Annotated in this window: 11 protein-coding genes; 3 read left to right on the forward strand and 8 right to left on the reverse strand. The window is 63.0% G+C overall.

Features of this window, described 5'->3' with window-relative positions; translation table 11 throughout:
- Positions 1–208: 208 nt before the first annotated feature.
- The gene (locus KG088_RS06020) at positions 209–1180 is read right to left on the reverse strand and encodes a tRNA dihydrouridine synthase (protein ID WP_213824606.1); all 972 of its coding nucleotides are present in this window, start codon (positions 1178–1180) and stop codon (positions 209–211) included.
- 170 nt (positions 1181–1350) lie between these two features.
- Here KG088_RS06020 and KG088_RS06025 point away from each other — a divergent pair, with 170 nt between their 5' ends.
- The 3 genes from KG088_RS06025 to KG088_RS06035 all read left to right on the forward strand — a co-directional run bounded on the left by KG088_RS06025 (position 1351) and on the right by KG088_RS06035 (position 4867).
- Positions 1351–1605, forward strand: coding sequence for an OadG family protein (locus tag KG088_RS06025; protein WP_213824607.1), 255 nt, complete (start codon positions 1351–1353; stop codon positions 1603–1605).
- Between the two features lie 76 nt (positions 1606–1681).
- A complete protein-coding gene (gene oadA / locus KG088_RS06030; protein WP_213824608.1) occupies positions 1682–3535 on the forward strand; it encodes a sodium-extruding oxaloacetate decarboxylase subunit alpha in 1854 nt (617 codons plus the stop codon).
- A gap of 9 nt (positions 3536–3544) precedes the next feature.
- Complete coding sequence (locus KG088_RS06035) at positions 3545–4867, forward strand: sodium ion-translocating decarboxylase subunit beta (protein ID WP_213824609.1); 1323 nt, start codon at positions 3545–3547, stop codon at positions 4865–4867.
- Between the two features lie 6 nt (positions 4868–4873).
- Here KG088_RS06035 and KG088_RS06040 read toward each other — a convergent pair whose 3' ends face one another.
- From KG088_RS06040 to KG088_RS06070, 7 genes are all read right to left on the reverse strand, one after another.
- The gene (locus tag KG088_RS06040) at positions 4874–6376 is read right to left on the reverse strand and encodes a tripartite tricarboxylate transporter permease (RefSeq protein ID WP_213824610.1); all 1503 of its coding nucleotides are present in this window, start codon (positions 6374–6376) and stop codon (positions 4874–4876) included.
- Positions 6377–6420: 44 nt separating this feature from the next.
- Entirely contained in the window at positions 6421–6960 is a 540-nt protein-coding gene (locus KG088_RS06045; RefSeq protein WP_213824611.1) for a tripartite tricarboxylate transporter TctB family protein, read from the reverse strand.
- Positions 6957–7973, reverse strand: coding sequence for a Bug family tripartite tricarboxylate transporter substrate binding protein (locus KG088_RS06050; RefSeq protein ID WP_213824612.1), 1017 nt, complete (start codon positions 7971–7973; stop codon positions 6957–6959). Before KG088_RS06050 ends, KG088_RS06045 begins: the two co-directional genes overlap by 4 nt.
- A gap of 89 nt (positions 7974–8062) precedes the next feature.
- Positions 8063–9670 (reverse strand): gamma-glutamyltransferase family protein, encoded by a 1608-nt coding sequence (locus KG088_RS06055; RefSeq protein ID WP_213824613.1) that lies wholly within the window; start codon positions 9668–9670, stop codon positions 8063–8065.
- 78 nt (positions 9671–9748) lie between these two features.
- Positions 9749–11257, reverse strand: coding sequence for a tripartite tricarboxylate transporter permease (locus tag KG088_RS06060; RefSeq protein WP_213824614.1), 1509 nt, complete (start codon positions 11255–11257; stop codon positions 9749–9751).
- A 17-nt stretch (positions 11258–11274) separates the two neighbouring features.
- A complete protein-coding gene (locus KG088_RS06065) occupies positions 11275–11745 on the reverse strand; it encodes a tripartite tricarboxylate transporter TctB family protein (RefSeq protein WP_213824615.1) in 471 nt (156 codons plus the stop codon).
- A gap of 62 nt (positions 11746–11807) precedes the next feature.
- On the reverse strand, positions 11808–12782 hold the full coding sequence (locus KG088_RS06070) for a Bug family tripartite tricarboxylate transporter substrate binding protein (RefSeq protein WP_213824616.1): 975 nt from the start codon (positions 12780–12782) through the stop codon (positions 11808–11810).
- Between the last annotated feature and the right edge of the window lie 80 nt (positions 12783–12862).

The following is a 12862-nucleotide window of genomic DNA, read 5'->3' on the forward strand; positions in this document are numbered from 1 at the left end:
AGATTCCGACCCGTCCTCCTTGGGAGGGCGGGTTTCTTGTTTTCGTTGGCACGTAAACTGGCTGGGCCGACGCGCTGTAGCTCGCGCGTGGGCCCAGCGATCGTTTGAGGCGCCGTCGCAACGCGATGGGCGTCTCTTTTTTTGCGCCTGCCTGTATGTCTACCCCAATGCCTCGCAAATGCCTGATCTGGTTCGCCTCGCCGCGTCGTCAGGCAGGCTCGTGCTGACGGTCGAGTGCCACGGGGTTGGGGTCAGGTGCGCTGAGTCCGTCTAGTAGGGCGTCCAGGTCCGTCAAGCGCTTGAGGGAGTGAAAACGTCTGGCCGATTCGGCGTGGTGGAGGCGCATCTGGCCTAGCCACTGCTTGACGAGGGAGGTGACAACCCGATCGCGAAGTGTGCTACGCTGCAATGCAGCAAATTCGGCGAGTAGGGTGGCGCGTGACTGCCATGAGGTGTCGGCGAGCCGCTCGCCAGTGGCTTGCCAATGGCGAATTCGCATCGCCAGCCAAGGGTCGGCCAGGGCGCCGCGCCCGAGCATGACATCCTGGCAGCCCGAGAGCGTGCGGGCCTTCCAGTAGTCTTCCAGGGTCCAGATGTCGCCGTTGCAGACGACTGGAATCGTCAGGCGCTGTCGAATGCGTCCGACCCATTCCCAGTGGGCGGGCGGCCGATAGCCCTCCTCGCGGGTCCGCCCGTGGACGACTAGCTGCGAGGCGCCGCCACTTTCGGCGGCCAGCGCGCATTCCAGTGCCAGGCGTCGGTCGGCAAAGCCCAGGCGGATCTTGGCGGTTACGGGAATCTTGTCGCTCACGGCGCCATGGACAGCGTTGACGACGGCATGGACGCGCTCGGGGTCGCGCAGTAGCGAAGCGCCACCATCATGACGGTTGACTGTCTTGGCCGGGCAGCCGAAATTGAGATCGAGTTGCGTGGCGCCGAGCCGTAGCGCCTGGCGGGCGTTGGCCGCCAGTGCGGCGGGGTCCGAGCCTAGTAGTTGAAGGGATACCGGTACACCCGATGGGGTAGCGACCCGGGTGCCATTGAGCTCGGGGCAGTGCTTGTAAAAGACGCGCGAGGGCAGGCATGCGTCGACAACGCGTGTGAACTCCGTCACCGCCCAGTCGAATCCAGGAAGGCGAGTGAGTAGGTCACGGGTCGTGGCGTCAATGACCCCTTCCATAGGCGCTAGCCCAATGCGGCCGTTATGTAGTAAATTAACCACGCTATTTTTCATCATGCCGCCATGGTCGTGTGTTTCTGGTGAGGTGGGAAAGACGCCCCGAAGCGCCTAAAAGCCTGCTGATAGCCAATCATGCGGGCTTTCGACGCAAAGATGAGGAGAATGTCTCCATGCAGGACACGCAGCTATTCCAAGAAGGAATTTCCTTGATGGGCCTCGGCATGGGGTTCGTTTTTGTTTTTCTTACGTTATTGGTGGCCATTACCACATTGATGTCCAAGGCCATCGGTCGCTTTTTCCCCGAGCCGGTTACGCCCGAGGCGCCGATACCTGGCCAGACCGGCGCCCCGGCAAGCCAGGAAGATGACGTGATGGTCGCCATCACCGCCGCCGTGCATCGCTATCGCCGCCGTCATCGTCGCTGAAGGCGTCACCGCAAGCCAACGTTTCTTTGCCTGCCTCACCGCGTGATGGCTCATCCATAACGACAAGGTCAACGCTATGACAGACTCGACTCGCCACCCGGTTGGCATTACTGATGTGGTACTGCGTGATGCCCACCAATCGCTGTTTGCCACACGGATGCGTCTGGACGACATGTTGCCGATTGCCGAGACACTCGACAAGGTCGGTTTCTGGTCGATTGAATCCTGGGGTGGAGCGACCTTCGACGCCTGCATCCGCTATCTAGGTGAGGATCCCTGGGAGCGCCTGCGAGCCCTCAAGGCGGTCATGCCCAACACGCCCCAGCAGATGTTGTTGCGTGGCCAGAACCTGCTTGGTTATCGCCACTACGCCGATGACGTGGTCGACCGCTTCGTCGAGCGCGCGAAGACCAACGGCATCGACGTGTTCCGCATTTTCGATGCCATGAACGACCCGCGCAACCTCGAAGGGGCCATTCAAGCGGTCAGACAGGTCGAGGGGCATGCCCAGGGCACGCTCTCCTATACCGTGAGTCCGGTGCACACCCTGGACGGCTGGGTCGAGCTAGGCAAGACCATCGCCGCCATGGGTGCCGACTCCCTGGCGATCAAGGACATGGCTGGCCTGCTCAAGCCCTACGATGCCTATGAGCTGGTCACCAAGCTCAAGGCCGCCGTGGACATTCCCCTCCACTTGCATTGCCATGCCACCACAGGCCTGTCCACCGCCACCGCGCTCAAGGCCGCCGAGGCGGGCATCGACAACGTCGACACCGCCATCTCGTCGATGTCGATGACCTATGGCCACAGTCCCACCGAGTCGGTGGTCGCGATCCTGCAGGGGACCGAGCGCGACACCGGGCTGGACCTCGAGCTGCTAGAGGAGATCGCCGCCTACTTCCGTGAAGTGCGCAAGAAATACGCCGCCTTCGAGGGCTCGCTCAGGGGTATCGACTCGCGCATCCTGATCGCCCAGGTGCCGGGCGGCATGCTCACCAACATGGAAGGTCAGCTCAAGGAGCAGGGCGCCGGTGACAAGCTCGACCACGTGCTCAAGGAAATTCCCAAGGTACGTGAAGATCTGGGCTTCATCCCGCTGGTCACCCCGACCTCGCAGATCGTCGGCACCCAGGCGGTGATGAACGTGATGATGGGCGAGCGCTACCAGTCGATCTCCAAGGAGGTCCAGGCGCTGCTCAAGGGCGAGTACGGCGCCGCGCCGGCGCCCTTCAACGAAGAACTGCAGGCGCGCGTGCTGGAGGGCGGCGAGCCGATCACCTGTCGTCCGGCCGACCGGCTCGAGCCGGAGATGGACCGGCTCACAGCCGAACTCAAGGACAAGGCCAAGGCCGAGGGCATCCGCCTGGCCGAGGGCGAGCGCGAGATCGATGACGTGCTGACCTATGCGCTGTTCCCGCAGATCGGCCTGAAGTTCCTCAAGCACCGCGACAACCCCGAGGCCTTCGAACCCGCGCCCCAGGCTCCTGGGCAAGAGCCCCCTGAGAAAGAAACTCCGGAGGCAGGTGCCCAGCTGCCCGCGAAAAGCGAGGCCAAGGCACCGTCGACCCAGGGCGCGGCGCCGGATGGCCCCGAGACCTACACCGTTACCGTCAATGGCAAGCAGTACGTTGTCGAGGTCGCCGAAGGCGGCGAGATCGGTGAGGTCGCCGAGCAGGACGGAGAGCCGCCCAAGGCGGCGCCGGCACAGGATGAATCGTCGGGCGAGGCCATCACCGCGCCGTTGGCCGGCAACATCTTCAAGATCAACGTCAAGCCGGGGGACAGCGTCGCCGCGGGTGATGTAGTGATCATTCTCGAGGCCATGAAGATGGAAACCGAGGTCAGGTCGAAGCGTGCCGGCACCGTATCCGCCATCCAGGTCAGCGAAGGCGACAGCGTGGCTGTCGGTGACCCGCTGGTCGTGCTCTAGGGGCGTCGTATGGACAATTTGTTGACCCTCTGGTATGGCTCGGGGCTCTACAACCTGAGCCTGGGCCAGCTCGTCATGATCGTGGTCGGGCTGGTGCTGCTGTACCTGGCCATCGCCAAGAAATTCGAGCCGCTGCTGCTGGTGCCGATCGGCTTCGGCGGGATACTCGCCAACATCCCCGAGGCGGGGCTGGCATTGTCGGCGCTGGATCAGGCGATCGAGGTGGCCAGACCCGCCGTGCTACAGCAGCTCGGGGTCGCGCTGGGGGCGAGCCTTGAGCCCTCAGCAGGCGCCGAGACGTGGCGCGAGACCCTGAAAGGGCTGGCCCATGAGGGTGCCGCGCCGGAGGCGCTGCGGGCCGCCCGCGACGTGGCGGTCGGCGTTGGCTACGGCGACGGCATGCTTTATCGCTTCTACACCGTGGCCATCGCCTCGGGCATCGCCCCGCTGGTGATCTTCATGGGCGTGGGGGCGATGACCGACTTCGGCCCGCTGCTGGCCAATCCCCGCACCCTGTTCCTGGGCGCGGCAGCGCAGTTCGGCATCTTCGCCACCCTGCTCGGTGCGGTGGGCATGTCGGCGATGGGCTGGATGGACTTCTCGCTCAATCAGGCCGCCGCCATCGGCATCATCGGTGGCGCCGACGGCCCCACCTCGATCTATGTGTCGAGCGTGCTGGCCCCGGAGCTGCTGGGCGCCATCGCCGTGGCTGCCTATGCCTACATGGCGCTGGTCCCGCTGATCCAGCCGCCGATCATGAAGCTGTTGACCTCCAAGCGGGAGCGCGAGATCACCATGACCCAGCTACGTCCGGTGTCGAAGCTCGAGAAGGTGGTCTTCCCGATCGCGATCCTGCTGCTGGTGGCCTTCTTCCTGCCGGATGCCGCACCGCTGCTGGGGATGTTCTGCTTCGGCAACCTGATGCGCGAGTGCGGCGTGGTCGAGCGGCTCTCCGACACCGCCCAGAACGCGCTGATCAACATCGTGACCATTTTCCTGGGGCTCTCGGTGGGCTCCAAGCTGATGGCCGACAGCTTCCTGGCCCTGGAGACCCTGGGCATCCTGGGGCTGGGCATGGTGGCCTTCGGCATCGGCACCGCGGCCGGGGTGCTGATGGCCAAGCTGATGAACGTGATGAGCAAGATGCCGATCAACCCGCTGATCGGGGCCGCGGGCGTGTCGGCGGTGCCCATGGCGGCACGGGTGGCCAACAAGGTGGGGCTGGAGTCCAACCCCCACAACTTCCTGCTGATGCACGCCATGGGTCCCAACGTCGCCGGTGTGATCGGCTCGGCGGTGGCCGCCGGGGTGATGATCAAGTACCTGGGATAGCCCAGGCTATTCGAGGGCGGTCGTCCGACGCTGGTGTTTTATTCGGTAGCGTATGGCCATGATGATCGATACGCCGGCCAGTACCAACAGCATCAGCGACACCGGGCGCGTGAAGAACAGCGTCCAGTCCTCGTTGGTCATCAGCGCCCGGCGCAGGTTGGTTTCGGCGATAGGCCCCAGTATCACACCCAGCACTAGCGGGGCCAGGGGATAATCGAGTTTGGTGAGTACATAGCCGAAGATGCCGATACCGAGCAGCAAGTAGATGTCGGTGACGCGGTTGTTCAGCGTGAACGCACCGACCACGCAGCACGTTAGCACCACTGGGACGATGATCGATTTGGGCACGTTCGTGACCTTGAGAAACAGGCGCATGCTGAGCAGGCACACGACCAGCATCATGGCGCTGGCCAGGAACATCGCCATGAACATCCCGTAGACGGTGTCGGCATGGTCGAGGATCAGCCGGGGTCCGATACCGATACCGTGCACCATGAGCGACGCCATCAGCACGGCATCCACGGCGCTGCCGGGAATCCCCAACGCGATCAGCGGGATCAGGCCGCCGCCCGAGGTGGCGGAATTTCCCGATTCCGAGGCCACGACCCCCTCGCTGCAACCTTCACCGAACGCCTCGGGGGTGCGGGAGCCCTTCTTGGCCTGGTCGTAGGCCAGTAGGTTGGCGATGCTGCCGCCCGCCCCGGGCACCGCACCGATGAAGACCCCTACCAGCGACGAGCGCAGGAGATTGATCGGCTGCATCACCACCTCGCGCAGGACCGCGAGGGGATGGAAGTCGATGTTCGAGGAAATCAATGCCTTGCCCTGCTTGATCTGCTCTGGGTTCTCGACCTCCTGAAGCAATTGGCTGACGGCGAAGATGCCGATCAGCACCACGAGGAAAGGAATACCCGCCGATAGCACCGGAATGTCGAAGGTGAATCGCGTCACGCCCATCAGCGGATCGGCGCCGATGGTGGCAATCAGCAGCCCCAGCGTGCCCGCCATGAGACCCCGTATCATCGAGCTCCCCACCAGGCTTGCCACGATGGTGAGCGCAAAGATCACCAGCGAGAAGTACTCCCAGGCGCCCAGCTTGACGGCGATCATAGCCAGGGGTGGGGCGGCAATGATCAGCACGATCGAGCTGATCAGCGTGCCGAAGAAGGAGGCCCAGACACCCAGGGCCAGGGCGCGTCCGGGTTCTCCCTTGCGGGCCATGGGAAAGGCATCGAAGGTCGTCGCCACGGCCGATGGCGTCCCGGGTATCCCCAGCAGGGCGGCGCTGATCATCCCGCCCGTGTAGCCGCCGATGTAGACGGCCAGCATCGTCGCGACCCCCTGAAGCGGCGGCATGGTGAACGTCAGGGGCAACGTCAACACAATGGCCATGGTAATGGTGAAGCCGGGGATCGCCGCGGCGATGACACCCGCGATCACCCCCACCAACATTGTCAGCAGGGTCGGCAGATTGAACAGTTGATCTACCCCGGACAAGAAGGCTTCCATGGTGGTCTGGCTCCTGGGTCGACTATGCCGTCATGAGTCGTGGTTTAGTTCCACAACCCGCGTGGCAGGGAGATGGTGAAGACATCGCGGAACAGCGCTTCGATGCCGAACGACATCACTAATGCCACTGCGATGGCAATGAGAATGCCGCGAAAATGGCGAGCGCCCAGCAGAAACTGACAGGCGATGAGAAAGGGCAGGCTTGACCAGCGAAAGCCAAGGATCGGTACTGCAAGGATGAAGAGGGTGAACAGACCCAGTACCCCGAAGGCCAGCCGATGTTGGTAACACCAGCCGGTCAGTGCCTTCGCGGGCAAAGCCGGCATGGCGATGAAGTGGCGGACCTCGGTGGCAATGATCAGACCGTTGAAGACCACCAGAGCGGCCAGCACCATGCGGGGAAAGCTGCCCGACCCCAGAGGCTCCCACATGGATGAGGGCAGGGAACCGGCGCGCAGGAACAAGAAGATGAACAGTACCGCCAGGGTAACGTTGAGCACGATATGGCCCATGGCCTTGGCACGGGTTTCCTCCTGGCGAGCCCGGTCGCTAGGCGACCGGGCTTGGCGAGTTGCATCGTTCATTGCTTGAGGTTTTCCGCAAGACGCTCGACTGTCCCATCGAGTTCTTCAAGATGCGAGCGATACTCGTCCGGCCCCATGAACTGGACCTCGGCACCGGCATTGTTGACGCTGGTCACGAAGTCCTCGTCATCGGTCATTGCCTCCAGGGCATCCGCCAGGATCTCGATACGCTCGGGGGGAGTGCCCGCCGGGGCGATCAGGCCGCGTAGAATGGACAGGTTCAGGTTGTCGTAACCCAGCTCCTGAAAGGTCGGAACATCGGGCGTCTGTTTCATGCGTTCGGTATGTCCAACGGCCAGGAATTTCAAGTCACCGTTCTCCACGAACTGGTTGCTGGAAGCGATGTCGCCCATCGCCGCGTCGATATGGCCACCAACCAGCGCACGGATACGCTCGCCGGTGCCTTCAAAGCCGACATAGCGAAAGGCGATATCCTCGGCTTCCTCGATCATGGCAGCGTGGAGGTGCGGTACGCCGCCCAGGGTGACACCGAAGCGAATTTCTCCGGGGTTCTCACGAGCGTAATCGACGAAATCCTCGAAGGTGTCCCAGTCGCGATCGGCATTTACCGTGACGTACTGTGGCGAGGCGGTCACCGAGGCGATGGGTTCATAGTCGTCCCAGTTGTTCTGCGTCAGGCCAGTATGGTGGGAGACCAGGAAGCCATCGTGAACCTGCCCCACCGTATAACCGTCTGCATTTCTGTCGGCCAGGTCGGCCAGCCCTACCGTGCCGCTGACGCCAGGCATGTTGATGATGGGCATCGGCTGGCCGAGGTGCGACTCGATGTGGTTGGAAACGATGCGCATCAAGGTGTCGCTGCCGCCACCGGGCGACCAGGGAACGATGAATTCGACCGGCTTTTCCGGATAGTCGCTGCTTTGTGCCGTGGCCGAGACGCTGCCAAGCAGCAGGCAGGTGCCCATCAAGCCACCTGCCAGGGCTTTCCAGTTCAGCGGCTTCAACGATTGCGCATTTTTGTGAAGAGTATTGTCGAGATCGATCATCATCATGATGCTCCTTGTTGTGATACTTCACTTGCTTTCCCTTTAGGCGAGCCTGTCGGGAATGAGTCGGGCTACGGCGACTATCGAGGAATGACCTACCAGGGAATGACCGCACCATCGGTACGCGGCTCGGTACCGCCGCTCAAGACGCCGGTCTCACTGTCGCGCAGGATAATCTGGCCCCGGCCGAAGCTGATCGGGTCGGCCGCCTTGACGATCTTGTGGCCGCGACGGGCCAGCGCCTGGGCGAGGTGGTCGGGGAAGTGCGGTTCGACTTCCACGGTGCGTCCCTCGGTCCACTTCCAGCGTGGCACATCCAGCGCCGCCTGGGGATTGAGATGATCGTCGAGCATGGCGGTGACGACCTGGACGTGTCCCTGGGGTTGCATGAAACCGCCCATGACACCGAACGGGCCGACAGCCTCACCGTTGCGTGTAATGAAGCCGGGGATGATCGTGTGGTAGGTGCGCTTGCCCGGCGCTAGGGCATTGGCGTGCTCGGGGTCGAGGGAGAACGACCAACCGCGGTTCTGCAGGCTGATGCCGGTGCCCGGCACGACGATGCCCGAGCCGAATCCCGCGAAGTTGCTCTGGATGAGCGAGACCATGTTGCCGTCGCCATCCGCCGTGGCGAGATACACCGTGCCGCCCTTGATGGGGTTGCCGTGGAGCGGGTCCAGCGCGCGCTCGCCAATCAGCTTGGTGCGCGAGGCCAGGTAGTCGTCCGCCAGCATCTGCTCGACGCTGGGTTTCATTTGATCACGTTCGGTGATGTGTTCGAGCCCATCGACATAGGCGAGCTTGGTGGCCTCGATGCGGCGATGCAGCGTCTCGACCGGGTCGCGGACCTCATCGCCCATTTGCTCGAGCATGCCGAGCGCCTGAAGCGCGATCATGCCACTGCCGTTGGGCGGGATCTCCCAGATGTCGTGGCCGCGATAGCGAGTGCCGATCGGCTCGACCCACTCGGGCTCGAAGCGTGCCAGGTCCTCCTTGCGCAGCAAACCGCCATGCTCGCGCGAGAACGCATCGAGCTTGTCGGCCAGCTCCCCCGAGTAAAACGCCTGGCCCTGCGTTTCGGCAATGGCGCGTAGCGTGCTGGCGTGACCCGGCGATGACCAGAGCTCGCCTGGCCTCGGGGCATGGCCGTCGGGGGCGAAGGTGTCGAGCCACGGCGTGAAGGCGGCCTCGTCGTAGGCGCTGTAGCTGTGAAAGGCCTCCTCCCACATCTGATGCACAATCGGCGAAACCGGATAACCCTGCTCGGCTAGCTCGATGGCGGGAGCCAGCAGCTCGGCAAAGGGCAGCTTGCCGAAACGCTTCGACAGCGCCGACCAGGCGGCGGGAGCGCCCGGAACGGTCACCGGAATCAGGCCGTGCTTGGGCATGCGCTCATGCCCGAGCGCCTTTACAGCCTCGATAGTAGCGCCGGCCGGCGCCGGGCCACTGGCGTTGAGGCCATGAAGCTTGCCGTTCATCCAGACGATCGCGAAGACATCGCTGCCAATCCCGTTGGACGTCGGTTCGACAACAGTGAGCGCGGCGGCCGAGGCGATGGCCGCATCTACGGCATTGCCTCCCTGCTGGAGGATGCGCATGCCCACCTGGGCGGCCAGCGGCTGGGAGGTGGCGATCATGCCACGGCGGCCGAAACTGGCCATGCGCCGCGAAGGGCTCGGATAATAGAGGGCATCATGCTGCATGCGCTGGCTCCTGGTAGGGTTTAAACGTCAATAGGTTTCAAGCGGAAATAGGTTTTAAACGGAAATAGGGTTCAGGCGTCATTCGCCTTTTGTCTCGAGGGCATGGAGGCGAATCTTGCGGTTCTGGTACAGCGAGAAGAGCAGCGACACCACCGCCAGCGCAAGAAACAGCGCCGATAGCGGTCGGGTTAGGAAAGTCAGCCAGCTGCTGTCGAGTTCCAGGGCGCGAAACAGCTGGCGCTCCATGTTGTCGCCCAGCACCACGCCGAGGATCAGCGGGGTGAGTGGCACCTCGGCCTTCCAGAGCAGGTATCCCAGGATGCCGAAGATGAACAGTACCCAGACATCGAAGAGATTGTTGTTCAGCGCGAAGGCGCCAACGGCACACAGCATCAGCACCACGGGCACCAGCACCTGCTGGGGAATCAGCGAGATCTTGGCAAACCAGCGCACCAGAAGCAGCTGGCTGAGCACCATGACCACAGCACCGATCAGCAAGCTGGCGTAGATGGCTCCGACAAGCACCGGGTTCTGCTCGAACATCAGCGGACCCGGGGTAATGCCGTGCAGGATCAGCACCCCCATCATGATCGCCATCGGTAGGTCACCTGGAATGCCCAGCGCCAGGGTGGGTACGAAGGCGCCACCAGCGACCGCGCTGTTCGAGGCTTCAGACGCGACGATGCCGTCGGGTGTGCCGGTGCCGAAGCGCTCGGGGTGGCGCGACATCTTCTTTGCCTGATCGTAGCTGATGAAGTTGGCGACGGTCCCGCCGGTCCCGGGAAGCGCGCCCACCAGGCTGCCGATCAGTGACGAGCGCACGGTGTTGATCTTTTGGCGCGACATATCCACCAGGATCTGTCGGTAGGGGATCGCGACGTTGGTGTTGACGTCCTTGATGTCGCTCTTGTCGTCGCGCAGCTTCTCTAGGTTCCCCATCAACTGCGAGAAGGCGAAAATGCCGATCATCACCGGCAGGATCTCGAAGCCGGAGCCGAGTACCGGGAGGTCGAAGTCGAATCGCAGGTTGCTGTTGCGATCGTAGCCGACGGTGGTGATCAACAGCCCCAGAGCAGCCGCCAGAAGGCCCTTGAGCATGGCCCCGTTGGACAAGCCCGCCACGAGCGTCAGGGCGAAGACGATCAGCGAGGTGATCTCCCAGGGGCGGAATTTCATGCTGTAGCTGGCGATCAACGGGCCGAAGAAGACCAGCACCGCCACACTGATCAGGGTGCCGATGAAAGACGCAGCCACGCCGATGCCCAGTGCCCGGCCTGGCTCGCCCTTCTGGGCCATGGGATAACCATCATAGACGGTGGTGATCGAGGAGGGCGTGCCGGGTATGCCCAGCATGATCCCCGAGACGAGCCCGCCCGAATAGCCGCCGACGAAGACGCCGACCATCAGCGAGACGCCGCTGATCGGGTCCATGGCGAAGGTGAACGGGAAGACCACCAGAATTGCCATGGTCACAGTGAAACCCGGTATGCAGCCACCGATGATGCCGAACAGCACTCCGATCGTGATCAGCGCCAGGACCATGGGGCTGCCGACTTGACCGAGTGCCTGAAGAAAGAAGTCAGCCATGGTTCGCTCCGAGTGCGTCAGGGTAGCCAGACATTGAGGCCGTAACGGAAGATCACGTACACCAGCGGCACGAGAATGCCGCTCACGGTAAGGTTGATGATCCACTTGCGGCGAGTATTGATGCCCAGCAGCAGGGCAAAGGCGAGAACCAGAAAGCCCAGCGTCGCTGCGATATAGCCCACCAGCGGCAGCAGGGCGGCATAAAGGCCAAACAACAGAAACAGGCCCAGAACGGACCGGTTATGGGCGAGCCATTGCGGGAAGGAGCGGCGGGGAGTGTCGGCCGGTCTGGCGCCGGCCAGCAGCGAGCGAATCAGGATCAGCAGCGAGAGCGCGACGATCAAGACCAGCAGGATTCGCGGAAACAGCGCCGAGCCATAGGGCTGCCAACTGGTCGGTGGGGGAATGTCGCCGGATTCCACCAGCAGGATGCCGGCCATGAGCATCATGGCAAGCGCCAGGGCACGATCCTTGGTAAGCATCAGCATGATAGGTCTCTCGGGAGACACCTGCCGACCGTCACGCACGAGGTCGGCAGGGAATCACCACATCAGTTCTGGAAGTCGATATTCTCGGCGGCGGCGGTCAGCGCGGCCTCGTTCTCGTCGAGAAATTCGAGATAGTCGTCGCCGGCCAGGAAGCGCACCACCGAGCCGAATTCGTTCTCGATGCGGCTGCTGATCTCCTCGTTCTCCAGTGCCTTGCCGTAGGCATCGGCGATGGTGGCCTGAATCTCCTCAGGCGTGCCCTTGGGCGCGAAGATACCTCGGCTGGTCGAGTGATCCATCTCGATACCCTGTTCGCGCAGGGTGGCAACGTCGGGATGGCTGTCCAGCCGTTCGGGATGGGCGACGGCCAGCGGGCGGAAGGTGCCGTCCTCGTAATACGCGCCGCCGGAAGGCAGGTTGAACATCGCGAAGTCGACTTCCTCGGCCATCAGGGCCGATACCTGCTCGCCGGTATCCGGATAGCCGACCAGTCGCACATCCGCCATGTCGATGCCCGCGGCGTCGAAGAACTGCACCCAGAAGAAGTGATCGGTTGAGCTCGGGATCATGCTGAAGCGTACATCTCCAGGGTTCTCGCTGACATAGTCGGCGATCTCGTCGGCGCTCTGTACCGGATGGTTGGCGTGTGCGGTCGGGATGTTGATGGTCTGGGTCAGCAGGGCGATCGGCTCGAAGGCGTCATAGGAATAATCCACGGTGCCGGCCAGCTTGGAGAGCGCGATGGTGTCGTGGCTACCCAGCAGGGTGTAGCCATCGGGGTCGGCATCCTTGACGTTTCTCGAGCCGAGCGTCGCGCCGGCACCGGCCATGTTGACGGGCACGATGGCTTCACCAAGGTGTTTCTCGGCTTCCTTGGAAATCAGTCGGAAGATGATGTCGGTCGCGCCGCCCGGGCCGTAGGGGATGACCATGCGGATATCCTGTTCCGGGTAGTCGGCCTGCGCGGTGGCGGTCAAGGCAACGCTTGAGGCCAGGCCGATGGCGGCAATAGTGAGGGTCAGTCTTGAGCGCATCATGAAGTAGCACCTTTGCTGTTGTGAGTCGTATGGTGATTACCGCTCGTCGGGAGCGGGGTGAGCGCGTGTTGCGGATTGCT

This window comes from Halomonas jincaotanensis (assembly GCF_018448785.1).
Taxonomy (GTDB): Bacteria; Pseudomonadota; Gammaproteobacteria; order Pseudomonadales; family Halomonadaceae; genus Halomonas; species Halomonas jincaotanensis.

Excerpts from the sequence above, each read along its gene's own strand:
- KG088_RS06025 (WP_213824607.1), top strand. The coding sequence starts at position 1,351 with ATGCAGGACACGCAGCTATTCCAAGAAGGAATTTCCTTGATGGGCCTC.
- KG088_RS06020 (WP_213824606.1), bottom strand. The coding sequence starts at position 1,180 with ATGGAAGGGGTCATTGACGCCACGACCCGTGACCTACTCACTCGCCTT.
- oadA (WP_213824608.1), top strand. The coding sequence starts at position 1,682 with ATGACAGACTCGACTCGCCACCCGGTTGGCATTACTGATGTGGTACTG.
- KG088_RS06035 (WP_213824609.1), top strand. The coding sequence starts at position 3,545 with ATGGACAATTTGTTGACCCTCTGGTATGGCTCGGGGCTCTACAACCTG.
- KG088_RS06045 (WP_213824611.1), bottom strand. The coding sequence starts at position 6,960 with ATGAACGATGCAACTCGCCAAGCCCGGTCGCCTAGCGACCGGGCTCGC.
- KG088_RS06055 (WP_213824613.1), bottom strand. The coding sequence starts at position 9,670 with ATGCAGCATGATGCCCTCTATTATCCGAGCCCTTCGCGGCGCATGGCC.
- KG088_RS06060 (WP_213824614.1), bottom strand. The coding sequence starts at position 11,257 with ATGGCTGACTTCTTTCTTCAGGCACTCGGTCAAGTCGGCAGCCCCATG.
- KG088_RS06070 (WP_213824616.1), bottom strand. The coding sequence starts at position 12,782 with ATGATGCGCTCAAGACTGACCCTCACTATTGCCGCCATCGGCCTGGCC.
- KG088_RS06065 (WP_213824615.1), bottom strand. The coding sequence starts at position 11,745 with ATGCTGATGCTTACCAAGGATCGTGCCCTGGCGCTTGCCATGATGCTC.
- KG088_RS06040 (WP_213824610.1), bottom strand. The coding sequence starts at position 6,376 with ATGGAAGCCTTCTTGTCCGGGGTAGATCAACTGTTCAATCTGCCGACC.
- KG088_RS06050 (WP_213824612.1), bottom strand. The coding sequence starts at position 7,973 with ATGATGATGATCGATCTCGACAATACTCTTCACAAAAATGCGCAATCG.